General features: G+C 56.9%; 15 protein-coding genes. 8 read left to right on the top strand and 7 right to left on the bottom strand.

The genetic code is table 11. The features are described from left to right. Window positions 1–36 precede the first annotated feature (36 nt). Window positions 37–888: a dTDP-4-dehydrorhamnose reductase gene (rfbD, locus tag FHG12_RS04765; RefSeq protein WP_139514639.1), complete on the top strand. Its 852-nt coding sequence runs from the start codon at window positions 37–39 to the stop codon at window positions 886–888. Between the two features lie 60 nt (window positions 889–948). Here rfbD and FHG12_RS04760 read toward each other — a convergent pair whose 3' ends face one another. Further along, window positions 949–2,166: an MFS transporter gene (locus tag FHG12_RS04760; RefSeq protein ID WP_139514638.1), complete on the bottom strand. Its 1,218-nt coding sequence runs from the start codon at window positions 2,164–2,166 to the stop codon at window positions 949–951. Window positions 2,167–2,373: 207 nt separating this feature from the next. Next, window positions 2,374–3,300: an AraC family transcriptional regulator gene (locus FHG12_RS04755; RefSeq protein ID WP_139514637.1), complete on the bottom strand. Its 927-nt coding sequence runs from the start codon at window positions 3,298–3,300 to the stop codon at window positions 2,374–2,376. A 226-nt stretch (window positions 3,301–3,526) separates the two neighbouring features. Between FHG12_RS04755 and FHG12_RS04750 the strand changes: the two genes are divergently transcribed. Next, window positions 3,527–5,053: an aldehyde dehydrogenase family protein gene (locus FHG12_RS04750; RefSeq protein WP_139514636.1), complete on the top strand. Its 1,527-nt coding sequence runs from the start codon at window positions 3,527–3,529 to the stop codon at window positions 5,051–5,053. A gap of 232 nt (window positions 5,054–5,285) precedes the next feature. After that, window positions 5,286–5,681, top strand: a complete 396-nt coding sequence (locus FHG12_RS04745) for a DUF779 domain-containing protein (RefSeq protein WP_139514635.1) — start codon at window positions 5,286–5,288, stop codon at window positions 5,679–5,681. Between the two features lie 41 nt (window positions 5,682–5,722). On the opposite strand, the gene pbpC is transcribed toward FHG12_RS04745, so the two are convergent. Both pbpC and FHG12_RS04735 read right to left on the bottom strand, forming a co-directional pair. Then, complete coding sequence (pbpC, locus tag FHG12_RS04740; RefSeq protein ID WP_230471292.1) at window positions 5,723–7,984, bottom strand: penicillin-binding protein 1C; 2,262 nt, start codon at window positions 7,982–7,984, stop codon at window positions 5,723–5,725. Between the two features lie 151 nt (window positions 7,985–8,135). Beyond that, window positions 8,136–8,921, bottom strand: coding sequence for a protease inhibitor I42 family protein (locus FHG12_RS04735; RefSeq protein WP_165699304.1), 786 nt, complete (start codon window positions 8,919–8,921; stop codon window positions 8,136–8,138). A gap of 490 nt (window positions 8,922–9,411) precedes the next feature. Here FHG12_RS04735 and FHG12_RS04730 point away from each other — a divergent pair, with 490 nt between their 5' ends. Then, window positions 9,412–12,144: a S8/S53 family peptidase gene (locus FHG12_RS04730; protein ID WP_139514632.1), complete on the top strand. Its 2,733-nt coding sequence runs from the start codon at window positions 9,412–9,414 to the stop codon at window positions 12,142–12,144. Between the two features lie 451 nt (window positions 12,145–12,595). On the opposite strand, the gene FHG12_RS04725 is transcribed toward FHG12_RS04730, so the two are convergent. Beyond that, window positions 12,596–18,145, bottom strand: coding sequence for an alpha-2-macroglobulin (locus FHG12_RS04725; RefSeq protein WP_139514631.1), 5,550 nt, complete (start codon window positions 18,143–18,145; stop codon window positions 12,596–12,598). A 209-nt stretch (window positions 18,146–18,354) separates the two neighbouring features. On the opposite strand from FHG12_RS04725, the gene FHG12_RS04720 reads away from it, so the two are divergent. Continuing rightward, window positions 18,355–19,173, top strand: a complete 819-nt coding sequence (locus FHG12_RS04720) for a GNAT family N-acetyltransferase (protein WP_139514630.1) — start codon at window positions 18,355–18,357, stop codon at window positions 19,171–19,173. A gap of 11 nt (window positions 19,174–19,184) precedes the next feature. Here FHG12_RS04720 and FHG12_RS04715 read toward each other — a convergent pair whose 3' ends face one another. Beyond that, window positions 19,185–20,435 carry a glutamate-5-semialdehyde dehydrogenase gene (locus FHG12_RS04715; RefSeq protein WP_139514629.1) on the bottom strand — a complete coding sequence of 417 codons (1,251 nt, stop codon included), beginning with the start codon at window positions 20,433–20,435 and terminating at the stop codon, window positions 19,185–19,187. 227 nt (window positions 20,436–20,662) lie between these two features. After that, window positions 20,663–21,745: a glutamate 5-kinase gene (gene proB / locus FHG12_RS04710; protein WP_139514628.1), complete on the bottom strand. Its 1,083-nt coding sequence runs from the start codon at window positions 21,743–21,745 to the stop codon at window positions 20,663–20,665. Between the two features lie 111 nt (window positions 21,746–21,856). Here proB and blaOXA point away from each other — a divergent pair, with 111 nt between their 5' ends. The 3 genes from blaOXA to FHG12_RS04695 all read left to right on the top strand — a co-directional run bounded on the left by blaOXA (window position 21,857) and on the right by FHG12_RS04695 (window position 24,971). After that, window positions 21,857–22,672: a class D beta-lactamase gene (blaOXA, locus tag FHG12_RS04705; RefSeq protein ID WP_139514627.1), complete on the top strand. Its 816-nt coding sequence runs from the start codon at window positions 21,857–21,859 to the stop codon at window positions 22,670–22,672. 132 nt (window positions 22,673–22,804) lie between these two features. Continuing rightward, window positions 22,805–23,356: a GNAT family N-acetyltransferase gene (locus FHG12_RS04700; RefSeq protein ID WP_139514626.1), complete on the top strand. Its 552-nt coding sequence runs from the start codon at window positions 22,805–22,807 to the stop codon at window positions 23,354–23,356. An 829-nt stretch (window positions 23,357–24,185) separates the two neighbouring features. Beyond that, the gene (locus FHG12_RS04695) at window positions 24,186–24,971 is read left to right on the top strand and encodes a polysaccharide deacetylase family protein (protein WP_139514625.1); all 786 of its coding nucleotides are present in this window, start codon (window positions 24,186–24,188) and stop codon (window positions 24,969–24,971) included. Window positions 24,972–25,000: the final 29 nt, after the last annotated feature.

Raw genomic sequence — 25,000 nt, 5'->3', positions numbered from 1 at the left:
AATTCCGAATTGCTTTACGTCAACTAGCACCACTACATGAGCAAAATAGTCGTTTTCGGGGCCTCCGGCCAATTGGGGCAATGCCTGCAGCACGTCGCGAAAGAGCGCAACGTAACGGATGTCGTGTTTCTGCCCGAAGAGCAAGCCGATATTCTGGATGCGGCGAAGCTACAAGCCGTTTTTGCGCAATACCGACCCGCGTATTGCATCAATTGCGCCGCCTACACCGCCGTCGATAGAGCGGAAGACGACGTGGATCTGGCCCGGAAAATCAACCGCGACGGCGCCGAAAACCTGAGCCGGGTGTGCGACGAATTTGAAACCACGCTCATTCACATCTCCACCGATTTTGTGTTTGCCGGCACTGGCAATCAGCCCTTAATCGAAACCGACGAAACGGAGCCAATCAGCGTGTACGGCCTCACGAAGCTGGAAGGCGAGCAGGTGGTAGCCGAACACACCAGCCGGTATTTCATCCTGCGTACCAGCTGGTTGTATTCGGAATTTGCCAACAACTTCGTGAAAACGATGCTGAAGCTGGGCCGCGAGCGCGACGAGCTTCGCATCATCTGGGATCAGATCGGGACGCCCACGTACGCCATCGATTTGGCGGGCTGCATCTTCACCATCATCGAACGCCAGAGCCAGCAGTACGGCGTGTATCACTATAGCAACGAGGGCGTTACATCGTGGTATGACTTTGCCAAGGCCATTTTTGAGCTCAGCAACACAAGTGTCAACGCGGTGCCCATTCGTACGGCCGAGTACCCGACCAAAGCCACGCGCCCGGCGTTTTCGGTAATGGACAAAACGAAAGTCAAGACCAACCTGCAACTGGCCATTCCGCACTGGCGCGATAGCCTGAAGGAGTGCATGAGTCGTATCTAATTGATCGTCAAACAGATATAAAAAGGCCGCGGTTCATGTGAATCGCGGCCTTTTTGCGTTTTAGCGCGCTTGCTGCTTACGACGGTAGAGCTGATTGATGAGAAAAGCGGCCAGCACAAACGAAAAACCGGTCGCGCTTACGCCCGCCCAACCAGCGTTGGCCCACGCAAACCCGCCTGCCAGCGAGCCCAACGAACCGCCGATAAAATAGGCGGTCATGTACACGGTGTTGAGGCGGCTGCGCGCTTCCGGAATCAGCGCGAAAATGCTCGATTGGTTGGAAATGTGGGTCGCCTGCACGCCCACATCCAGAATGATGACGCCCACTACTAGCCCAGCCAGGTGGTAGCCGCCGAAGCCCAGTATGGCGTATGCGGCCAGAGCCAGGAGCAATCCAATTCGGATGGCGTAGTCGGGCCCTTTTTTGTCGGCGGCTTTGCCAGCCAGCGGCGCGGCCAAGGCTCCGCAGGCGCCAATCAGGCCGAAAAAGCCCACGACGTCGCTGCCGTAATGGTAGGGGCTGCCTTCCAGAAAGAACACCAGCGTAGTCCAGAAAACGCTGAAGCCCGCGAATAAAAAGCCGCCTACCAAGGCAGCCCGTCGCAACGGCTGCAAGTCGCGCGTCAGGCTCACCAGCGATTTCATCAGGCTGGCGTAGGTGCCGGTGAAGGACGGACGGCTGGTCGGAAGTTTCAAGGCCAATACGCCCGTCAGTACTACCATCGCCGCCGAACCAGCCCAGAACATCGTGCGCCAGCCAAAATGCGCGCCTACATACCCACTAATAGTGCGCGAAAGCAGAATGCCGATCAGCAGGCCGCTCATGACCTTGCCCACGATGCGGCCGCGATCTTCGTCGTTGGCCAGCGAGGCCGCCATCGGAATAAGAAGCTGCGGCACCGCCGAAAAAATGCCGATCAAAACGCTGGCCACGACCAGCACCACAAACGAAGGCGCAAAAGCTGCTAAGGCCATGGCTGCCGCCGCGCACAGCAACTTCAACAAGATCAGGCGCTTGCGTTCGACTTTATCGCCGAGCGGCACCACCAGAAACAGCCCCAGCGTGTAGCCGATTTGGGTGGCGGTGGCAATCAGGCTGACTTTGCTGTCGGAGAGGTGGAAGGTGTTGCCGATGTCGGCGAGCAACGGTTGGTTGTAGTAAATATTGGCGACGACCAGGCCGCACGTAATCGCCATCAGCCACACCAAAGCGGCATCGATGGCCGGAGCAGAAACCGCCGAAGCCGGTTTTTCCTGCTCAAGAAGAGTTGATTTCATGAATTGTAATCCGTGGTAAGGCGGCCCGGTGGGTGAGCGGCAACGTGCGAAACCCAACCGCTAAATTCAGCCGCTTTTGCTCCCTTAAATGCTTTGGGAGTACCTAAATGTTACAACGGGACAGAAATCTTCTTTTGCTTTATTGTATAAGTTATTGATAACCAGATGGTTATATAAAATATATTTCTTGTTTGGTTGCGTGGGTTCTCACGCGGCGCACCGCTTTTTGTACAAGCCCGGCGTCATGCCTTCGTACTTTTTGAAAAGCACCTGAAAGTAATTGGTGTTGTTGAAGCCCACCCGAAAGCACACATCGGCCACGGTGCTGAAAGGGTTGCGCAGCAAGCGTTTGGCTTCGGTAAGGCGCTCCTGAATCACGTACTCGACGGGCGTAAGGCCAAACTCGCGCTTGAAGAGGCGAAAAAACGTCGCCTTGCTCATGCAGGCTAGCTCACAGAGCTTTTGCACCGTGATCTGCTCGGTGAGGTGTTGCTTGATGTAGTGCACGACGTGCGCAAAGCGGTGCGAGGTCAGGTGCTGGGCGTAGTTGTGAAAAATGAGCTTGCGCGCCTGCGTCTGCATGAGCCGGATGAGCAATTCTTGCAGCGTAAACGACGCCAGCACATCCTTGGCGGCGTGCGTTTCCTGCGACAGATGAATGAGGCGCTCCAGCGTGCCGGTAAGCTCGGGCGTGTTGGTCAGGTGCGCGTTCGCGGAGTTGCTCAGGTGCCAGGGCGTGTGGTCTTCGGCCAGCGGAAAGCGCTCGTTGAGCAAATCGACGGTTTGGCGAATGGTATCGGACGGAATGGCCACGGCCAGGCACTGCGTCGGGTTGTCGAGAGTAGCTTCCGGGAAGTCGATTTCCATGGTTTGCTGTTCGCCCACAATCACCGATTCGCCGGGCAGGTAGTCGAAAGCGGGGCGGTCGGGGAGGTGCATCACTTTTTTGCCCCGCAGCATGGTCGTGAGTACCAGGCTGCCCATGCTGAGTGGCACGCGGCTGGCCTGCTGGTGCGTTTCGAAAATGTTTAGCTCGAAGCCCTCAAGCGTGTACACCGTGCGGTTTTCGACCAGCGTATCCAGCTTATCGGGGTGGTGAAGGGCAACAGAAGTGGGCTGAGTGGGGCGGGACATGATGGGTGGGGATAAAGGGCAGGAAGGCGTAATCAGTTCTCCGTTTCAGTAGTGGCCGGCCCTCCGTTGTGGGCAACGAAAACCGGCAGCAGAGGAGCAGAAATCAAGCCTTGAAAGGATAAGTCAACTTGCGATTATCATCAAGCTTAATGAGAGGATACTACATCTTTTCGGGCAATAATAGAAGCTACCTTGGAAGTAGTCTTAACTCCATAACTCCCACAGCATGGAAACGTTAGAAAAACCCACCACCCTAGTTGCCCGTCCTCAATTTAAAGATCATTACGATAATTTCATCGGCGGCAAATGGGTCGCGCCAGTGAAAGGACAGTACTTCGAGAACCCTTCGCCCATCGACGGCAAGGCCTTCTGTAAGGTAGCCCGCTCGACCAAGGAAGATATCGAATTGGCGCTCGACGCCGCCCACGAAGCCTTCAAAACCTGGAAGCATGCCTCAGCCACCACGCGTAGCAACATGCTGCTGAAAATTGCCGATGTCATGGAAGCCAACCTCGAGCATCTGGCCGCCGTGGAGTGCATCGAAAACGGCAAAGCCATCCGCGAGTGTATGGCCGCCGACTTACCCCTGGCCATCGATCACTTCCGCTATTTTGCCGGCGTGATTCGGGCCGAAGAAGGTTCGGCTACGGAGCTGAATGAGAATACGTTATCGCTGGTAATTCAGGAGCCGCTGGGCGTCATTGGCCAGATTATTCCCTGGAATTTTCCGCTGCTGATGGCCACCTGGAAAATCGCGCCTGCGCTGGCGGCCGGCAACTGTGTGGTAGTAAAACCCGCCGAGCAAACGCCCGCCAGCATCATGGTGCTGATGGAAATGATTCAGGACATCGTGCCGGCTGGGGTGCTTAACGTCGTCAATGGGTTTGGGCTGGAAGCTGGCAAGCCGCTGGCCTCGTCGCCGCGGGTGCAGAAAGTAGCCTTCACGGGCGAAACCACCACGGGCCGCCTGATTCTGCAATACGCTTCCGAAAACATCATTCCCGTTACGATGGAGCTGGGCGGCAAATCGCCTAACATCTTCTGCAAGAGCGTGATGGACCACGACGATGACTTCCTCGACAAAGCCATCGAAGGGGCCGTGATGTTTGCCCTCAACCAAGGCGAAATCTGCACTTGCCCCTCGCGGATGCTGGTGCACGAAGACATTTATGACGAGTTCATCGCCCGCGTAATCGAGCGCGTGAAAGCCATCAAGCTCGGCAACCCGCTGGACATGGAAACCATGATGGGCGCCCAGGCTTCCAACGATCAGTTTGAAAAAATCCTGAGCTACCTCGAAATCGGCAAGGCCGAAGGCGCCGAAGTGCTCGTGGGCGGCGATGCGTACCACCAGGAAGACGGCGCGCTGGCCGAGGGCTACTACATTCAGCCGACCATTTTCCGGGGCCACAACAAGATGCGCATCTTCCAGGAAGAGATCTTCGGGCCGGTGCTGTCGGTGACGACCTTCAAGGACAACGACGAAGCCATCGCCATCGCCAACGACACGCTCTACGGCCTCGGCGCCGGCCTCTGGACCCGCGATGCCCACGAACTGTATCAGATGCCCCGCGCCATTCAGGCCGGCCGCGTGTGGGTCAATTGCTACCACGATTACCCCGCTGGCGCGCCGTTTGGCGGCTATAAGGCTTCAGGTTTTGGCCGTGAGAATCACAAGATGATGCTCAATCACTACCGCCAAAACAAGAACATGCTGATTTCTTACAGCCAGCAGAAGCTCGGCTTCTTTTAAAGTAAAATATTGATAATCAATGCAATGTAAAGAACGTCATGCAGAGCGTAAGCGAAGCATGACGTTCTTTATCATTTAGTCGGAGGGCGATAAGTGTCTTTTTTACAGTAGGTCACGTTTCTATTAAAACGTGTTACTACCGTATGTGAGACACTTGCTTTGTGCTGCTCCGGCGGCGCACGGGTGTTGTTCGTACCTGTCGGCGTCACGTCCGCTAATTCATTCATTTGCCATGCCCACCCTCACACCCCGCGTCTTGGTGACGCCTGCTGCTGAAGCTGTTATCGATTTGCTCCGCGAGGAACACGGCCCCCTGATGTTTCACCAGAGCGGCGGCTGTTGCGATGGCTCGTCGCCCATGTGTTTTGCCGCCGGCGAGTTCAGAGTCGGGGGGAGCGATGTGTGGCTCGGCCGCATCTACGGCTGCGATTTCTTTATGAGCGCCAGCCAGTTTGAGTACTGGAAGCACACCCAACTCACCGTCGACGTGACGAAAGGCCGCGGCGCCAGCTTTTCACTCGAAATCCCTTTGGGCGTGCGTTTCCTCATTCGCTCGCGGCTTTTCACGGAAGAAGAATCGCAGGCGATGGCGCCCGTGTTCGCAGGCGATGAAGTGCCAGAGTTATAAGTGTTTGATAGTCAAATGCTTATAATAAGAGCTTATTGGCTTTATAACTCGCTCACAATCACCCGAATATCTGTGTTGCGGCCGTGATCGTCGGCGCAGGAAATTTTGAGCGGCCCAGGCGCGGGCCGAAAAAAGACGCGCTCAGTAGCCGCCGCCGCGCGCAGAAACCGATCATTTACATACCAATACACTTGGCGCACCTCGTTGTCGGTGGTGCAGCTGAGCAGCAATTGCTGCTTTTCGCCACGGTTGAGCACGTATTCAGTGTTGGGTAGCGGCGACGTGATGCTGGGCGCGCGTTCGGCACCGCCGCGCACGAGCTGGCACTCCGGGTTGTGTGGCGGCAAGCGACGGTACGGAATGCCTTGGGTTTCCTTGTAGGCCACTATTTCGGGCAACATATTAGGATAAAGCTCCCGCCGGAAACCCGCAACCGGCGCGCACGCCCGGCAATATGCATAGCGACCATCCGCCGACAGCAACACTTCCTTTTGGTGCTCGCAACGCTGGGTAGAAGACGTGCCCGGCAGGAAATAATCGATGAGCTGATTAGGGCAATTCGCCCCCGGCAGCTGACCAGTTTCGGCGCACACCAAGCGAAAATCCAAAGAGGCCGGCGGCTGAAACCAGTCGTTCGGCGAGTTGTAGGCAATCGTATTAAACAGGTCGAATAGCAACGGTGTGGCCACGTCGGCGCCGGTAAGCGCCGGCGCGCCCTGCCCGCTGAAATTTCCAATCCAGACGCCGATCGTGTATTCGCGGTTGTAGCCAATGCTCCAGGCATCGCGGCGACCGTAGCTGGTACCGGTTTTCCAGGCAATTTTGGGCAAGTGCGTGCTGCTTTCGTAGCTAACCGGCAAATCGGGCCGCGTCAGCTGCGAAAGAATATCGGTAACCAGAAAGGCCGCCCCATCCGACACCAAAGCCACCTCGCCCTTGGATCGAGCGGGAGACGCCGTAGCATTTGGCCGACTTACAATCCATTGCAAGGGCGCGTATCTGCCGCTATTCGCCAGCGTAACAAACAGATTGGTAAGCTCTTCCAACGAAGCCCCGCAACCGCCCAAAATGGTCGATAAGCCTAACCGCGGTGCATCGCGGCCCACGCGTTGGAAACCCGCCTCCCGCAGCTTGTCCGTAAACGTCGCGACGCCCATTTCGGAGAGCACCCGCACTGCCGGGATGTTCAGCGAAAAGGCCAAGGCCCGCTCCAGCGTCACTTCGCCATTGCAATGTTTATCGAAATTTTCGGGCCGGTAGCCCGCAAAATTGGTGGGCACATCAGGCAAAACCAGCTTGGGCGTCACCAAGCCGCGATCAAAGGCCAGGGCGTACAGAAAGGGCTTCAGCGTGCTGCCCGGCGAGCGAACGGCCTGAATGCCATCGACTTGGCCTTGGGTAAAAGCATCCTGAAAATCGGCTGAGCCCACATAAGCCTCCACGGCCCGGGTGCGGTTGTTGACGACCAATACGGCCGCATTCGAAATGCCCAATTCGTGCAGGCGACGCACGTAGTTGCGCGTCAGATCTTCGGCTTTGGTTTGCTTGCTGCGGCTGAGGGTAGAGGCAATAATGGCTTGCCTTGGATGTTGCCGCACGAGCCGCCGCGCCAGGTGCGGAGCCAGGGTGGGGGCGGCATGTCGCTGCACCTCAAGGGGTTCTAGCAAGGCATCGGCGATGTCCTGCCTGGCAAATAAGCCTTCCGCGCCAAAACGGCGCAGCCAGCGGTTGCGCTCGCGCCGGACGGCCCCGTTGTTTCGACCCAGCACCAAGCCCCGGGGCCGGTTCGGAATGACTGCCAGTGTAATGGTTTGGGCAAGCGACAGATAATCAGGGGGTTGCTGGAAGTACAGCAAAGCGGCTGATTTTACGCCTTCAACGTTGCCGCCGTACGGCACTAGGTTGAGGTAGAGTTGCAGGATCTCGGCTTTGCTATAGTGCGCTTCCAGTTGCACGGCACGCACTATTTCCAGCAGCTTGTTGCCCACGGTGCGCTCCTTAGGTTCCAGAAGCCGCGCCACTTGCATCGTGATGGTGCTAGCGCCGGTGGTGCGGCCACGGCCAAACAGGTTGCGGGCTGCCGCTTGCACAAGCGCGAAGGGGTTCACGCCGAAATGCCAATAAAACCAGCGGTCTTCCTTCGCCACAATGGCTTTGCGCAGCGCCGGGGTGATTTCGCGCAGCTCCGTTTTCATCCGCCACTTCTGGGTGGGGTTCAGAAAAGCATGCAGCACCGAGCCATCAGCTGCCGTGACAATGGGGGAGTACTGCGGCGTGGGGGGCAACGGAAACGCTCTGTCCAAGCCCCAAGCGATCACACAAAAAAGGAACAATACCACCGCAACGCCCCGAAAACGAGGCCATAGGGAGCGGACATAGCGCCAGGGCGCGGCAGCATTCATGCGGCAAGGTAAAAAGCCACTTCCGAAGCTCAGGCCGCGCAAGCCGCGAGGCTTAGGGCACCGTCACGGCCAGCTCAAATGTGCGCTTCGGCGGGGCCTCGTTGTCGGCAGTATCGCGGTAAAGAAACTTGACGGTAGTTTGTCCGGAATTTAACGCTTGGTATTGAAAAACCACGTCCTCGGGCGCGCCTACTTTGACTTTCTTTCGAGGCTTGTCGGGCCCCACTTGCTGCTTTACCAGCTTCACAATGCCATTGGACACCGGAACAGCTTCCCACTGAAACGTAGACCCAACTGTCGTTTCGAGTTGCACGGTCAGTTGGTCGCCTTTGTTGACGGTGACTTGGCTTCGGTTGCCGCGCTCGCTGAAACTGACGTTTTTGGCTACTCCCGGCTGATCAACAGTTACATACGTCTGGAATAAGTCGCCAATGGGCGAATAGCTCCTGCCTGGCGCGACGGAAACCAATGTTAGCATCTGGCCACCTGGGCCAATCGTTTGAAAGCGAAGCTCTTGGGTGAAGGGTGCGCCGGGTACGCCGCTCAGGATGCCCGGTAGTTTGGTGTTACTAGTCAGGGCGAGCATACCGGGTACGAGGTCCATTACCCGCCACGCGGGACCGGGACCGCCAGCCGCCGGGAGTCGGATAATAAGCACATCGCCTAGCGATAGCTGTAGCGGCTTACCCGAGCTTTCAGCCGTCAGCGTGACAATGCTCGTGTGCTGCTGATTCTGGTTTTGCGCCCATAACGACTGGGGCCGGGCACTTCCCAAAACGAGCAGAACATACAGCGCGGCAACACTTTCACGAAATGCTACAGGAAGCAGCCGGGGCATTTTCATAAGTAGGAGGCTCGATAGCAAGGCATGGTTCAGTTCTACGGCATCCGAATTAAAAGGCTATAGCTCAGCTTCTTGCTAAAACCGTTGCAACCTGCACTTCGTAGGCCTCTAGAAAGCTGCATAACCCGTTTAGAAGCTAGCCCAGAGATAGGTTAGTTACCGTTGTCTCAAAGGGTACTCGTTGACTATTAGTGCTTTATATAAATATCCATAAAGGTGAAAATATTACAATAATTACAAATAATTGAATTTATATAAAGACAATTTCAATATAAAGACAATTTTTTTACAAAAATCACATTTGAGGTGAATCCCATTTTCAGGGCATCTCGTAGATGATGCAGAGCCGATAAAAGCCTGTTTCGGGCTTGGCCTTAGGTGCTACTTACTGCTTTTCGAGAAAGCGCCATACGTGGCGGCCGGCTCCTTTTGTCCTTTTTTTCTCCTTTCCCCCACCAAACAGCTTATCACCAAACCTTTACCCATGAAGAAACTCTTCGCAGTTCTCGTCTTGGCTGGCCTCAAGGCCAGTAGCTTATTTGGGCAGGCAACCGTAGATCCCGCTTTGCGTGCCGCACTGCAAACCACCCCAATTGCCCAAGTAATCGTCACTTTCCAAGGTGACGGAGCACCGCAGCCTGCCCAACTCGCTTTGTTGCAGCAACTTGGCATTACCAAGGGCATATCGTTTCGGGCACTGCCCGTAGCTGGCGTGTTGGCTACGGCTGCGCAGGTGAATGCGCTGGCCCAAAACCCACAAGTGAAGTCGTTGTATATCAACAAGAAGCTTGATTATTACAACTACGACGATACCAACCTGACCGGCGTGAAGCGCCTGCGGACCGATGCGCAAATCACGGCTCGCAACAACGGTACGCCGGTTTCCGGCAAGGGTATTGGCGTGCTCATCAACGACAGCGGCGTAGACGGAACCCACGAAGACATCAAGTTTAGTACTCATCTGGTACAGAATACATTAGGTTCTACCAACTTAAACTCGCTGGATGCGATGCTTCCGGTGACTTATTTGGAAGGAGTGCCCAATACTGACACCAACTCGGGCCACGGTACGCATTGCGCGGGCATCGTGGGCGGGAGCGGCGCTCGTTCGTCGGGCAAATACGAAGGCGTTGCGCCTGGGGCTTCGCTGCTCGGCTACGGTTCGGGTGGGGCACTGCTCGTGCTGGATGCCATTGGCGGATTCGACTATGCGCTTACGCACCAGTTTCAGTATAACATCCGCGTAATCAGCAACTCCTTCGGGAGCAGCGGAGCGTTTGACCCCAACGACCCCATTAACGTAGTAACCAAAAAGTGCTACGACCGTGGCATGGTGGTGGTATTTGCGGCGGGCAACGAAGGCCCTGGCGCCGATACTCACAACCCGTACGCTATTGCCCCCTGGACCATTTCGGTAGGTGCCGGCGACCGCAACGGGCTGTTGGCTGACTTTTCTTCCCGCGGCGTACGTGGCGAGCAGGGCACTATTGTCGTGGACGGCGAAACCTGGACTTACAAAAACGAGCCCGTCATCATAGCACCGGGCGTGGATGTGGTTTCGACCCGTGCCGTTGCACCCGTTTCCTCTTTAGGAGCCCAAACCGATGCTGCTGCATTACCTCCGGCACTGATTCCGTTCTACACCCACATGAGCGGCACTTCTATGGCTACGCCGCACGTGGCCGGGGTGGTCGCCCTGATTCTGGAAGCCAAACCTTCACTGTCGCCGTCTCAGGTAAAAGATATTATCCAGAAAACCGCTACCAACATGCCCGGCCACGAAACCTGGGAAGTTGGCTCGGGCTACATCAACGCTTATGCCGCTGTAGATAAGGCTTTCCGCTCCACGGATTTTGGCTCGACGGTGAATGCTACCCGCCGCTTCAACAGCAGCGTGAACGCGCAGACTACCAACATTCCGTTTACGGTGAACTACAATCCCGTGCTCACGACGGGCAACCAGTTTACTTTCTCGGTAGCTGCCGGCACCAATAGCCTAGAAGCCAAAATATCTTCTACCGGGTTGCTAGGCCAGACGGGCAACCTCACCAATCTCATTCTGATTGATCCCAACGGCGTGCAGTACAGCTCCGGCACTCCCGTTACGTTCACGCTGAGCACCGACCGCAGTGTGGCAGTAGCGTCGCCCGTTGGCGGCACCTGGACGTTGAAAGTCGACGGTGTGCGCGGGATAGCATTGCCCGAAACAGTGACCGGCAAGATCTCGCTGCTGACGCCCAGCGGCACGACCAACCTCGCTGACATTGTAGGCCACCCGGCCGAAGCTTCCATCAAGATGGCCGTTACCAATCGCCTCGTCGATGGCCTTGCTACCGGCTTCAAGCCCGATGCGCCGCTTACCCGCATTCAGCTGGCCGACTACCTGCTCATGGGCCAGGGCATCAAGCAGTACTTCCCCACCGACGGCTCGCGCACCTTCTCCGACGTGGCCGCCAGCGAAATTCTTCTGACAGAATCTGTTGCTGCTAAGGGTGCTGCTTTGCGCGATCGCTTTAATCTGTACAACGGCGTAATGCTGCCCACCGCGACCGGTAAATTCTCGCCGGGTGCTTTGGTAAACCGTGCTTCCCTGGCTTACTCGCTGGTGCAAGGCCTGGGCTTCCAACAAAGTGCCCTCGGTCGCAACGGCAAAGCGGTAACTGTGCAGGTAGATGGCAAAACCATCCCGGTGGATGACGCAGCCAGCATTCCGGCCGGCCTGGAAGGCTACGTGAGCATCGCGCTGGAGCTGAACCTGATCAATGCGTACTACACCGTTAAGCAAGGGCCATACGATTTGTTTCCCACGGTGCACGCCACCTTCAAGCCGTCACAAACCGTTACCCGTGCCGACTTCGCGGTGATCGCCACTCGTACTTTCCCGCAGTACAACGCCCTGACCCAGCCAGCCGCTCAAGCCGTGGCCAGCAGCACCTTGGCCGATAAAGCTTCGGCTCTTTTGGTCAACGAAACCAAAGCTTACCCGAACCCCTTCACGGGCAGCACTACCATTACCTACAACTTGGCGCAGGAAGGCCCGGTGAGCGTGGAAGTGTATAACGCCATGGGCCGCAAGGTAAAAACCCTAGTAACCGGCGCCGAAGCTGCCGGCAATCACCAAGTGCAGTTCGACGCAAGTGGCTTAGCAAAAGGCACTTACCTGTTTAAGGTAAAAACGGGCGAAACAGTTAATACCCAGCGTCTGGTGCTTCAGTAAGCTCTGTTGATCATTCGGGCATAAAAAAGGCCCTGCTCCACCGAGCAGGGCCTTTTTTATGCCCGAATGATCAACAAAAGTAGAAGTTAGCAGCTACGAGGCTAAGGCTAGAGAGCCAAGGCTAAAAAGCTAGAGTCTAGTTCCCCTCCTCACCTGAGGAGGGGCTAGGGGTGGTTGACGACGTTATTTGATTGTTTCTCCAGAAAGCCCTATCCATAGAAGGTCTTTCTGTAGACCGGCATGCCGAATTAGAACGTCCTGCTGAGCTTGCCGAAGCATCTCTCCCGCTTCGTTGGGATTACTGACCAGTAGAAATGCTTCGGCAAGCTCAGCAGGACCGCCTTTTGAGAACTTTTGGGAGAGGGCACGCTAAACAACATTAGCAACGAGGTCAACCACCCCAGCCGCCGCTTCGCGACGGCGTCCCCTCCTCAGCTGAGGAGGGGAGTTTCTAGCGTACCCGCACTACGCCAGCGCCATTGTAGCTGTGATACTCAGCGTTGTACATCGCGTCGGCGCTTACGGGGCCTAGGCGGAAGGTGCCCTTTGATACGGCCCGCGCGACGTAGTAGAAATTCTTCGGTGTGCCCGTGACGGTGGTGAACAGATTGATGCGGTCGTCACGCAGGTCGAGGTAATCGGGTTGGGCGGCGTCCTTGGCCCAGGTCAGGTCGCGGACGGCGCCGATGCGTGGGTTTTCAATTTCCAGCCCCGCGGGCAGCAAGTCGGTGATGGCCACGTTTTTAACCTCGCCGGCTGCGTCCGCTGCCTGAATCGTGATGCGGACTACCACCAAATCATTTTGCTTGAAAGAAGCAGCACCTACGGCATTGCCATTCCGGTCCAAAAACGTGCGCCGCACTTTCAGATAGGCGTCTTCTTCGCGCACGGTGTTGGTGGGCGAAATGCCTTCCATCTCCCAGAAATAATAGAGGCTGCCCACGCCACTGGTGCGCATAGAAATTTGTCTATTTGATATCGTGTTGATAGTCAAGTTGTTACCTGTGAAGCTGCCAACCAGCTTGTTATCAGCTAGTAGCAAGGCGGTTACGGTGCTGTTGGCGTTCTGGCGGGCTACTTTGCCCAAGGCCAGCAAGGCAAAGGCCCGTTCCTGGGTATTCAGCCAGCCAGCCTGCTTCATTTGCCGGCTGAGCTGGCGTGTGAGCATGGTTACTTGCGAGTTGCCGGGGTCGGCTTCCAGCAAGGCGTTCAGCACCAAGGCTTCATCGCGAATGGGCGAGTAGAATGAGCCATCCAGGGCGCGGGCCGCCGCGGTTTCGCCGCCGAACTTGGTGGGCAGCATATTGCGGAAGCTATTCACGTTGCCGTTGAGCGAGAACGTGCAAGCCAGCAGGAACTTAGAATCCTGAGCCAGCAGCTGGCGGTTGGCTTTGTAGTAGTTCTGCGCCACGGCATCCTGGCGTCCGGCCAGCGCGAGCACGTACAGGCCGTAGGCAATTTCCTTTTTGGCGATGGTTTTCTGGCGCGCGATGTTGTTGGCGTCGAAGTACTGGTAGGGCTCGGTTTCGCGCTTGCGGTTGCGGAATTGCAGGTAGCGCAACACCTTGTCCAGCACCGACTTATTCACGTCGAAACCGGCGCGCTGGGCTTCCAGCAGGAAGTGCGCGGCGTAGGCCGTGGCCCACCAGTTGTCGTAGTCGCCGCCGGGCCAGTAGCTGAGCGAGCCGTTGTAGAGTTGCTGCGACTCGATTTTGCGGATGGCTTCCTGCACGTTGTAGTTGGGGTTGAAGCGCGTGGCCTTGCCTTGCTGCCCCAGCGTAGCCGCCAGATCGCCGTAATACAGCTGCGGAAACGCCGCCGACACGGTTTGCTCCAGGCAGCCGTACGGGTATTGCAGCAGGTAGCGCAGGTCTTTGGCAAACTCCGTCATCGGCGAGCGGCTCACCACCAGCTGGCTCCGCAGCGACGAAGGCAGGAAGTCGGTTTTCAGGTTCAGCGTTTGCCCACTGCCGCCTTTTACGATGCCGGAGCCGGTGCGCTTTTCTAGCGGCGAAGCGGGTCGGACTGGGAGTTCATTTTCCTCGTGGTAGGATTTGTTGTGATGTCCCGGCTTGAGAAGAGTTGGACTGTGCACTTCAAAAGCTACTCTCACTAGGCTATTCCCGAAGGCTTGTTTGGCCTTCAACTTAAACACAACTCGCCTCTCGCTATTGCTTGAAATGTCAACTTCATCGGTAGTAGAGCTGACTTCTCCAAGGCCAGTTCCTTTCTCTATCAAAGGAGTATTTAACACTTCAATGGGCCCTTTAGGACCAATATACAAAGTGCCAGTTATTTTTTCCTTTGTCGTATTCGTCAGCGTCACTGGCACGTCAATCGTGTCGCCGGGGCTTAGGAAGCGGGGGAGGCTGGTGCTGATGACCACCGGATCGGCGATGCGCATGGCGCGTTCGGCGGAGCCAAAGGCGTCGTCTTTGTAGGCGGCGGCCATAACACGCACTGCACCAGAGAATTGCGGAATGCGCACGCGGTAGCGCACTTTGCCGCTGGCGTCGGCGCGGAGCACGCCGCTCCATTTGGCCAGCAGCTTCACGCGGCGCGAAGGCACGGGCGTAGTGCGGCGCGAAAGGTCGTAGCCGTCGCCGCCGGAGCTGCTGGTGCCGAGTTCGGGCAGCAGGAACGGATATACGTCGTAAGCCGAGACTTCCAGGGCGCGCTTCTGGTAGAAATAGCCGTAGGGGTCGGGCGTGCGGTAATCCTTCATTTGCAGGATGCCTTCGTCTACCACGGCCAGCGTCACGTTGGCGCCGGGCGCGGTGGTCGCCTCAATGGTTTGCCAGGTTTGCGAGCGGCTTTGCTGGGGCACGTTGAGCGCCACTTGCAGGCGGGCGGCGGGCTTTTCTACCGTCAGGGGCACGAAGCCGCGGGCCACGGTGAGCGGCAGGCGGTTGTCGGTGATTTCGCGGATGGCGGTGGCCGTGACGTAGATATTCGGCACGTGATTGCCCCGAATCGGGATGCTGACGCGGGCCGATTTCTCGTCGGTGTTCACGTAGAAATGGTCCAGCACGCGGTCGCGCTCCACGGTCACGAGCACGCGGCCGGCGAAGGGCGTTTTCAGCAGCAGATTGGCCGTTTCGCCGGGCTGGTATTTCTCCTTGTCGGCCTCAATAGTCACCTCGCCTTCGTTGTTGACTTCGAAGGAGTTGCTCTGCGTATCGCCGTAGCCGTAAGCGTAAAAATGGCTGGCCACGTAGGTCTGCGCGCCCGGCCGCGACACGCGCACCTCGTACTCACCCGAATACAATGGCGTGAATTCCAACTTACTACTGCCGCTAATCGAGCGCGTTTGGCTCAAAATCGGCTGCTCGCGCTTCTGCGAATTGTACACGTAGCGGCCACCCTGGCGCTCAATCACCGTTTCCCACAGCAGCCGCACCACCTGGATTTGGGCCTGCGCGGTAATCGGCTGGCCGCCGGGCGTGAGGGCCACAAACTCCAGCGGCAGCGCCTGTTTCGTGCTGATGAGCTCCGGTAAGTTTTTCACGCCGAACAGTACCGGTTGCGTCTGCACCTCAAAGGTGGCGAGGCGGTTTACTGGCCGGCCGCTTTCGTCGAACACCGTCGCGAACGCGGTGCCTTCCAGCGTACCAAGGTCTTTGTAATCCGGTATTTCGTAAATGGCAGTGCCAGAGCCATTTGTGAAAGTGGTGCCTTCGCGCACGGTTTTCTCGAAGCGGTCCGAGATCGGCGTTGATTCTTGGTTGCCGTAATTGCCCTTGCGGCGCTCGCCGCTGCTGATGCTAAAGCTGTAGTCGGCGTACTGCTTGGGGTGGAAGGGCTTTTCTTTCAGCGAGAACTCTACTTCAAACTTGCGATCGGCAGCCGGTGGCCCGAAGAGGTTGGTAGCCACGATATTAGTAGAAACGCTTTGGCCGGGCTTTGCCACGGCGGGCGCGGCCTTTACGGTCACTTTCAGGCGGTCGGGGATAAACTCTTCCACGCTGATTTTGCGGGAGGTGAGCAGCACGTCGTTGCCGGTGAGCACTTCCAGCGTGTAGAGGCCCGTCATCACGGCCGGGGGCAGAATAAAGCTCGATTCGAACGAGCCCGCCGCTGTGAGCTTCTTGCGCAGGCTCGCGTATTCCTTGCCCGTGGGCAGCAGCAACCGGATTTTCACCGGCAGATTGGCGGGCGGACTTTTCCAGTCTTCGGTGCGCACCACGGTGTTGGTCCGGATGGTATCGCCGGGGCGGTAGAGGTCGCGGTCGCCGTACAGAAAGGCTTGGTAGCGCGCCGCGTTGCTTTGCAGGCCGCCCACCTCAAAGCGCGACGTTTCGACGCGGCTGCGCGGTAAGTCGAGGAAGGTGAAGTCGTTGCCGCTCAGGGCTGTAACCATGCTCAGGCGGAAGCGGCCGTTCTGGGCGGTGCTGTCGAACTTGGCCACGCCCTCGCGGTTGGTGACGCCCTTGCCCATGATCTGGTTGTTGGAGCTCACAAACCGCACCTCCACGCCCGAAAGCGGCTTGGCGTTGCGGATGGAGTTGGCAAATACCAGCGTACTGCCGGCCTTGCCCTGCTTCACAATCAGCCCGATGTCCGTTACGGCCACCAGCTTCGACACTTGCAGCCATTGCCGCTCGGTGTCCTGTATTTTCACCACGTACAGCCCTTTGAGCGGCCCCGTGAATTCAAGGTCTTTAAAGCTCAGATTCAAGAGCCTCATTCCCTGTTGCTTGGGCAAGCCCGATACCGTGTAAGTGCGCTCAGAGAGCACGTTGCCGAGGTTTTCGACGTCGTAATACTGGAAGGAGCGGTCGATGTATTCGCCGTCTTCGCCTTGGTCGGACTCGCCATCCTCTTCGTTGTACTCGGGGTAGCCATACTGGGTGCCGCCGCGCAAAAGCTGCTGGATGTTGTTGGCGTACACTTTCGCGATCGTCACCTGCACCTTTTCAATCTCCGAAACCCGAATGCCGAGGTTGCGAGCGCCCAGCGCGTCGAGGTACATGGCCTTGTCGCCGTTGGCAAAGGAGAGCGTGGGCCGCTCATCAACGAAAGACACGGTTTGGGTAAACGGCTCGGCCAGCTGACCGCCCAGGGCGCCGCGCAAACCGCTGCGTAGGCTTACTTGGTAGGTCTTATCCACATCGAAGCCACCTTTCAGCACAAAGCCGCTTTCCAAGGCTTCCACCGAAAACGCCACGGCTGGCTGCACCGCAATCAACGGCGTGATTTCGTCGGCTGACACCGGCTGGTTGGTAAGCACCGTGATGATTGGCTCGCCATCCACAAGCGAGGGCGTTACTTCGCGCACCAGCAAGGTCTGTTGATCGGGCACCGCTACTTGGGCCGCCAACGGTGACTTGGTGCCGCGGTCGCTGCCAATAGCGCGCAGGCCAGAGGCAATTTCGAGCTTTAGGGGTTCGCCCACGCGCACATCTTGCGTCAGAGCCACGCCTACAACGCTGTCGGCTTGCGTGGAATTGACCACCTCGAACGCCACTGGCCGCCCGTCCTGCGTAATGCGCAAGAGCGGTTGCACGTCGGCGGGGCGCACAGCGTAGTTGAACAGCAGGTTGGCGCGCATTTCGGCCGTGCCTGCCGCCCGCCGGCTCTGGCTCCAGAACACCTGCGGATCTTTCATGCGCAGATCGGGCGTATGGAAGCGGCTGCGGCTGAGCTTCGGCAGGCTTTTTTCTTTTGCTGCAGCTAGCGCGCTAGGTCGCCACGCCGCCTGAAACGCCGTGGCCGGCCGAAACGGCTCCTGCGGCGAAAAAGTCAGTTCGCGGTCGCCAGTCCATTTGAACTTGCCGCGCACGGCCGGTTCAAACTGCACGTACTGCACAGTATCCCAGTGACTTACTTTGCCTTGGCCCAGCGGTTCATCGAAAGTGAAAACGATGTTTTGATACGGCGAAATTTCCTCTCCCTCCGGTGAGCCAGACGCCGCATCGCCATCAGAACTAGACTTGGAACAAGCGCATAGCAAAGCCAACAGCACCAGCAGGGGCAGGCGAAGCAATCGGGAGGAAATCATGGGAAAAGGGAGTAACGGAGGGCGCCGGAAGGTATAGAGAAAACGGGATATTTGGGCGGGTATTGTGGTTTCGGTTAGGCTAATAAATTCACCTAACTAGTAGAGATAATAAGAGCAAGCCATCACGGCAGGAAGGCTGGATTAAAGATGCCTATAAACTCTTTTTGTCTAGCCCTTTAATGTTTTATTTGACTGCTTAAATCTTGGTAATGATATACTCCGATCAACAATTAGCGCAGCAATTGGAGCGCACCGAAGCGCGGGCGAATGCGGCCTTTGTAGAAGCACGCGCCAGCCTCTTCCCGGAAAGCAAGGCGCAGTGGATTGAGGTTGCCGGTACTTATGCCATGTTCGATGGCCCAGAGTCGCCGCTGACGCAGACTTTTGGCCTGGGGCTTTTCGGCGAGGTCACGCATCCGGATCTGGATAAGCTGGAGGCGTTTTTCACAGAACGGAGCGCGCCTATTTTGCACGAAATCAGTCCGATGGCCGATGCTGAGCTGTTGAGTTTGTTGAACGAGCGAGGCTATCAGCCGATAGAATACACCAGCGTCCTGTATCGCGATCTTACAGAAGATCTTGATTATCAGATTGCTGATAATAAACACTTAGCTACGCGCCTGATTGCAACCGGAGAAGAGGAGCGCTGGGCTCGCACCTTGGCGCAGGGGTGGAGCACCGAAATGCCCGACCTCTCGGATTTTATCCTCGAATTAGGCCAGATCACGGCCAACACCGCAGGCGCATTTCCCTTTCTGGCAGCCCTGCACGACGAGCCCATTGCCGCTGGTGGCCTCTACATCTACGACGGCGTTGCCCTGCTGGCCGGCGCCAGCACAATTGCGGCCGGTCGGCGGCAAGGGGCGCAGCTTGCGTTGCTTAATGCACGGCTGCAATACGCTGCCCAACAAGGCTGTACCATTGCCATGATGGGTGCATCGCCCGGCAGTCAATCGCAGCGAAATGCCGAGAAACATGGTTTCCGCATTGCGTACACCCGCACCAAGTGGCAATTAGTATCTGATTGATTTAGAGGTAATTAGCCATTGCGAATTTGTCCGTCGCCGCGTACAATCCACTTATAGCTGGTGAGTTCTTCCAGCCCCATCGGGCCGCGAGCGTGCAGCTTTTGCGTGCTGATGCCGATTTCGGCCCCTAAGCCGAATTGTGCGCCGTCGGTGAAGGCGGTGGAGGCGTTGGCATACACGGCGGCGGCATCCACGCTGTTCAGAAACTGCTCGATGTGCGCCGGGCTTTCCGAAACGATGGCTTCGCTGTGCTTAGAGCTGTGGTGCGCGATGTGCGTGAGCGCTTCTTCCAGATTATTAACCGTCTTGACGGCCATTTTCAAAGACAAAAACTCGGTGCCGAAATGCTCGTCCGTGGCAGGCTGCAACATATCCGTGGGGTACAGGCCGCGCAGGGCCGTAAAGGCTTGGGCATCAGCATAGAGCAGGACGTTGGCCGCAGCCAAAGGTGCCACCAACGCCGGCAAATCAACCAAGCGAGCTTGATGCAGCAGCAGGCAGTCTAGGGCATTGCAGACGCTCACGCGACGGGTTTTGGCATTCGCGACAATGGCCCGGCCTTTGGCTAAATCGGCGGTTTCGTCGAAGTAGGTATGCACAATGCCCGCGCCGGTTTCAATGACGGGTACTTTGGCGTTACTGCGCACAAAATCAATGAGTTGCTGACTGCCCCGCGGAATCAGAACGTCCACGAATCCCACGGCTTGCAGGAGCGCTTCGGTGGCTTGGCGGTCGGGGGGAAGCAGCGCAACAATGGCGGGGTCGAGGTTATGGCGCAGAATTACCTCCTGGATCACGGTCATGATCGCGGCGTTGGAATACGCCGCGTCGCTGCCGCCTTTCAGGATGCAGGCATTGCCGGTTTTGAAGCACAGCGAAAACACATCGAACGTCACGTTCGGGCGGGCTTCGTAGATAACGCCTACCACTCCCAACGGCACACGCACCTTGCTGATTTGCAAGCCATTGGGTAGCTCCTTTTGCAGCAGCATCTCGCCCAATGGTGATGTTAGCCTGGCCACGTTCCGGATGTCGTCGGCGATGGCTTGGATGCGCGCAGAAGTCAGGGTCAGCCGGTCGTATTTCGGATCGTCGGGCGCCATGCGGGCGAGGTCCTTCTCGTTTTCGGCTAGCAGGAAAGGTGTTTGCGCCACGGCGGTTTCCGCTAGGTCGAGCAGCAGCGCATCTATCGTTTCGGTAGGCACCAATCCTAAGCCGCGGCTGGCCTCTCGGGTACTTTCGAAGGTGGCTTGAAGATTCATGAGCAGAAAATAGAATTCAGAACTTGAGTAGAACTAAGGCTAAGATTAAAGCTAGTTCCCCTCCTCAGCTGAGGAGGGGCCAGGGGGGGGTGATAATCGTTGAACGACAACTAAAACTAACTCTAGCAACCACCTGCCGAGGCCAACCACCCCTAACCCCTCCTCAGCTGAGGAGGGGAACTAGCCTTAGCTCTGTTTTTTAGTTTGTGTTTATAAATGATTTATAATCAAGTATTTATGAAAAGATAATCATAATGCACCAGTGGCTTTTGGTTTTTTTGGCCGAGGCGCTCCTGCGCTTTTTCGGAGCTGTATTCGGCGATGCCTAGGCCGATGGGCTTTTCGTGTTCGTCGAGCAGGCGGATGATGTCGCCTTTTTGAAACTCGCCGATGATGCTCACGACACCTATGGGTAGCAGGCTCACGGCGTGCGTGGCGTCGGTGAGGGCGGTTTTGGCGCCGGCATTTACCCGCACGGCTCCTTTGGCCGCGCTCTCGGAATGCGCGATCCACTTCTTTTTGCCCGAAGCCGATTTGTTGGGCAGAAATCTCGTGTTGGCTACGTCCTCCTGAAGCAGCCGCGGCAGCACGTTATCGGTTTTGCCGTTGGCAATGTGCACCGTGATGCCCAGTTGCGCCACTTTGTGAGCCATGTGGCACTTCGTAATCATGCCGCCGCGCCCGAATTGCGAGCGCTGCGTGGTCACGAACGACGAAAAGCTGGTGGTCGTGGGAGCAATTTCGGCGATGAGCTCGGAAGCGGGGTTCTTGGGGTCGCCGTTGAAAATGCCGTCGACGTTGCTCAAGATCAGCAGCGCATCGGCATCGAGCATGGAGGCGATAAGGCCAGCCAGCTCGTCGTTGTCGGTAAACATGAGTTCGGTGACCGAAATCACGTCGTTCTCATTCACGATGGGCACGATGTTGTGTTGCAGCAGCGCCCGGAAGCAGTTCTGCATGTTGAGGTAGTGCACGCGGTCGCGAAAATCCTCTTTGGTCACGAGCACCTGCGAGCACACCAGCTGGTGCTGGCCAAACAGCTCGGCGTACAGCGTTAGCAGCTTCACCTGCCCCACCGAAGCCAGCAGTTGGCGGCTCGTTACGGCGTCGGCTTTATCCGAAATCTTGATCAGGCTGCGCCCCGACGCCACGGCCCCCGACGACACCACAATCACCTCCAAGCCCTGCGCTTTGAGCGCCGCAATCTGGGCCACTAGGTGCTCGATGCGGGCGGCGTCGGGAAGGCCATCGGCTTGCGTGAGCACGTTGGAGCCAATTTTAACAATGATTCTTTTGTAGGGAAGCGCCATGATGCAAAGGTCGGTAAAGGGCTAGCCCGGCAGCTTTTGAGAGGCAGAAGGTAAGCCGAACTGCGCAGGAGACCGTAATTTTAGAACTTCCCACGCTAAACTTCCTCCCTGATGCGCCTGCTGCTGTTGCCCGTTTTTCTCTTGTGTTACTTTCTGGCGCCTGCCCAACGCGTGACGGAGCGCGACTTTCGGAAATACTTCGACGAGCAGGGCGTAGAAGGTTCGTTTCTGCTGTTCGACGCCAAAGCTAACCAATACACGGCCTACAACCTTTCGCGCTGCCGCGAAGGCTTTCTGCCCGCTTCGACTTTCAAAATCCCCAATACGCTTATTGGCCTCGAAGCCGGCGCCCTGCGCGACACCAGCGAAATCTGCCACTGGGACGGCGTACAACGCGAAATTGCCGCTTGGAACACCGACATGCCCTACGCCCAAGCCCTGCGCGTGTCGTGCGTGCCGTGTTACCAGCAGCTGGCGCGGCGCATCGGCGCGGCGCGCTACCAAACGTGGCTGGCCAAGCTAAAATTTGGCCGCATGAACGTAACCGCAGCCACCGTCGATACCTTTTGGCTCACCGGCACTTCGCGCATCACGCAGTTCGAGCAAATTGATTTCTTGCGGCGCTTCCAGAGCGGAAAACTGCCCATCGCCAAGCGCCACCAAGACGCCGTGAAAGCCTTGCTGGTCCTGGGCAAAGGCCCAAACTGGATGCTGCGCGGCAAAACCGGCTGGACGGGCTTCTGGCGCGCCGGCAAAAGCAACCACAACGGCTGGTTCGTAGGCTGGGTCGAGCAAAATGGACAGGCCTATTTCTTCGCCCTGAACATGGAGCCCAAAAACGGCGGTCCGGCCACCCAAGAATTTATTCAGGGTCGCCGGGCCATCACCGAAAAGATCCTGCGTCAAGAGTTTCAACTGATGCAGTAAGCGGGCGTTATTTAGAATGCTTTATTATAAATAATTGATAATCAATTATTTATAATAAATAGTGAATGTCGATGTGCTTGCCTGTAGCTCGCCGGCTTGGCTTGATCTGACGACATTCTATATCTTGGCGGCATGCCCGTCTCTTCTTCCTACGCAACCCAAATCCAGCCCCTAACTCCTGTTCTCGAAACCGAGCGACTACGGCTGCGCGGCCTCCAAACTCAGGATTTAGATGAGTTTCTTATCATGTGGTCAGATCCCGAGTTTTTCCGCTACCTGGGTGGGAAGCCGCAAAAAAGGGAAGAAGTATGGCGCCGGATGATCGCCCAGCAAGGACATTGGAGCCTGATGGGCTACGGCTACTGGGGCGTTGAAGAAAAGAGCACCGGCCGGTTCGTCGGCAACGTCGGCTTCGCCGACTTTCGCCGCGATCTTATGCCCTCCATCGAGGGGATGCCGGAAATCGGGTGGGTGCTGGCGCCGCGGGTGCACGGCCTAGGCTATGCGACAGAAGCTGTGCAAGCGGCCTTAGATTGGGGAGAGCAGCATTTCGAACCCAAGCAAATTGCCTGCATCATCGACCCGGATAACGCTGCTTCTCTGCGAGTTGCCCATAAGTTCGGCTTCCAGGAAATTGCTCGCACTACTTATAACAATGAGCCCATTTTGGTTCTACAACGGTAAAGAAACCGGTTTCGAAATATTGACTAATGGATACCATGTGTTATGGTGAACACTATCACTGGTGAGGGAGCGTCGTGGGGGGTACTATGGGGGTTTGCGCTGCTAGTGGGATGTCAACAGCGCTCCCCGCAAGAGGCGAGATACCCGGATACCACATTTGATCCTGTGCAATGGCAGCGCGACACAACAGTGTGTTCGAACTATCGCAAAGTCCATTATGGAAGTATCGCACAGCACCAAGGCTTCTTTGTCAATCAGCCTTCCAAGCGTCTTTTTTCTCTATTAGGACAGCCAAATTATTCGCACGGAAAAGATCAGGCCGACACGCAAGTCTGTTACGTCTTGGATTGTACTAAACTTCCTGCTCCCAAGGCAAGCCTTTCTGTCCGCTTTGGCAAGGATCTGCGCGGGAGATATATGAATACAGATGTGCCCGAACTGGTGGTTGAGATTCACAACAATACCTGTACGCGGGTACGCGTGGTGGTACCTTGAGATATGTAATGTAAAAGCGGATATTGTCGTTCCCGTTGATGGCGCGGAGCTTTGCCCCGTATCTACTTCGCCGGCCTCCGGCCAGAACCAGCAGTGCAGCATGGCACAACTGGCGTGGACGACGCAGGTCAGAGCTCTGCACATGGTACACACAGGCCAGAGCCCCGCGCGATCGGCCGTTGTATAGTTTCTGCCATCCAGTCTGACAAAGGGCCAATTTCATCTAGTTTACGTCATACCGAACAGTACAGGAGGGTTGGGGCGAGGTATTCGCGTTACTTGGATACCATCCCACCACTCTTGGCGCCCACCTTCCCGGCGCGGACTTGTTTGTATGAAACGAGGATGCCTGTTTGTCCTTTGCTGGCTTGCTGCGATGGTGGCCGGTGCCCAGATCGTGCGCCAGCCCATTCCGGATAAGCTCGTCGTGCTCACCTTCGACGATGGGCCGGTGACACACGCCGCGTTTGTGGCGCCGCTGCTGAAGAAATACGGCTTCGGAGGCACGTTTTTCGTCTGCGAGTTTCCGCCCAATTTCGCCGACAAAACCAAGTACATGAGCTGGCAGCAGATCCGGCAGCTCGACCGCATGGGCTTCGAGGTGGCCAACCATACGCTCACGCACAAGCACGTCAATAAGCTGACCAAGCCGCAGCTGGTAGCCGAGCTAGATTCCCTCGAAAAGCGCTGCCAGACATACCAGATTCCGCGGCCCGTCACCTTCGCGTATCCCGGCTACGACACGGCGCCCACCGCCTTCGAGGTGCTAAAAGAGAAAGGCTACCTCTTCGCCCGCGCCGGCTACGATCGTGCCTACAATCCTTTGGTCGATCATCCGTACCTGGTTCCAGGCTTCACAATGAAGACGGATAATAAGGCTTTGATTATGAATGCCTTACAACAAGCCAAAAACGGCAAGATCGTGGTGCTCACGGTGCACGGCATACCCGACTACGAGCACGACTGGGTGACTACACAACCGGCTCTATTTGAAGAGTATATGAAATACCTACACGACAACCACTACCGGGTGATTGCCCTGCGGGATCTGGCCAAATACATCAACGTGTCGGAAGCTGCGCAAAAGCTCAGCCTGACCATTCCAAAGTCGGCGCAATGAAAAATGAATTTCTTGCGCGCATGTTGATA

The organism is Hymenobacter jejuensis (assembly GCF_006337165.1).
GTDB lineage: Bacteria > Bacteroidota > Bacteroidia > Cytophagales > Hymenobacteraceae > Hymenobacter > Hymenobacter jejuensis.
Note: the sequence above shows the minus strand (reverse complement) of the source record. Positions and strands in the feature narration are given on the sequence as shown.

Coding starts and splice junctions, on each gene's coding strand:
- rfbD (WP_139514639.1), top strand. CDS start 37: ATGAGCAAAATAGTCGTTTTCGGGGCCTCCGGCCAATTGGGGCAATGC.
- FHG12_RS04760 (WP_139514638.1), bottom strand. CDS start 2,166: ATGAAATCAACTCTTCTTGAGCAGGAAAAACCGGCTTCGGCGGTTTCT.
- FHG12_RS04755 (WP_139514637.1), bottom strand. CDS start 3,300: ATGTCCCGCCCCACTCAGCCCACTTCTGTTGCCCTTCACCACCCCGAT.
- FHG12_RS04750 (WP_139514636.1), top strand. CDS start 3,527: ATGGAAACGTTAGAAAAACCCACCACCCTAGTTGCCCGTCCTCAATTT.
- FHG12_RS04745 (WP_139514635.1), top strand. CDS start 5,286: ATGCCCACCCTCACACCCCGCGTCTTGGTGACGCCTGCTGCTGAAGCT.
- FHG12_RS04735 (WP_165699304.1), bottom strand. CDS start 8,921: ATGCCCCGGCTGCTTCCTGTAGCATTTCGTGAAAGTGTTGCCGCGCTG.
- FHG12_RS04730 (WP_139514632.1), top strand. CDS start 9,412: ATGAAGAAACTCTTCGCAGTTCTCGTCTTGGCTGGCCTCAAGGCCAGT.
- FHG12_RS04725 (WP_139514631.1), bottom strand. CDS start 18,145: ATGATTTCCTCCCGATTGCTTCGCCTGCCCCTGCTGGTGCTGTTGGCT.
- FHG12_RS04720 (WP_139514630.1), top strand. CDS start 18,355: ATGATATACTCCGATCAACAATTAGCGCAGCAATTGGAGCGCACCGAA.
- FHG12_RS04715 (WP_139514629.1), bottom strand. CDS start 20,435: ATGAATCTTCAAGCCACCTTCGAAAGTACCCGAGAGGCCAGCCGCGGC.
- proB (WP_139514628.1), bottom strand. CDS start 21,745: ATGGCGCTTCCCTACAAAAGAATCATTGTTAAAATTGGCTCCAACGTG.
- blaOXA (WP_139514627.1), top strand. CDS start 21,857: ATGCGCCTGCTGCTGTTGCCCGTTTTTCTCTTGTGTTACTTTCTGGCG.
- FHG12_RS04700 (WP_139514626.1), top strand. CDS start 22,805: ATGCCCGTCTCTTCTTCCTACGCAACCCAAATCCAGCCCCTAACTCCT.
- FHG12_RS04695 (WP_139514625.1), top strand. CDS start 24,186: ATGAAACGAGGATGCCTGTTTGTCCTTTGCTGGCTTGCTGCGATGGTG.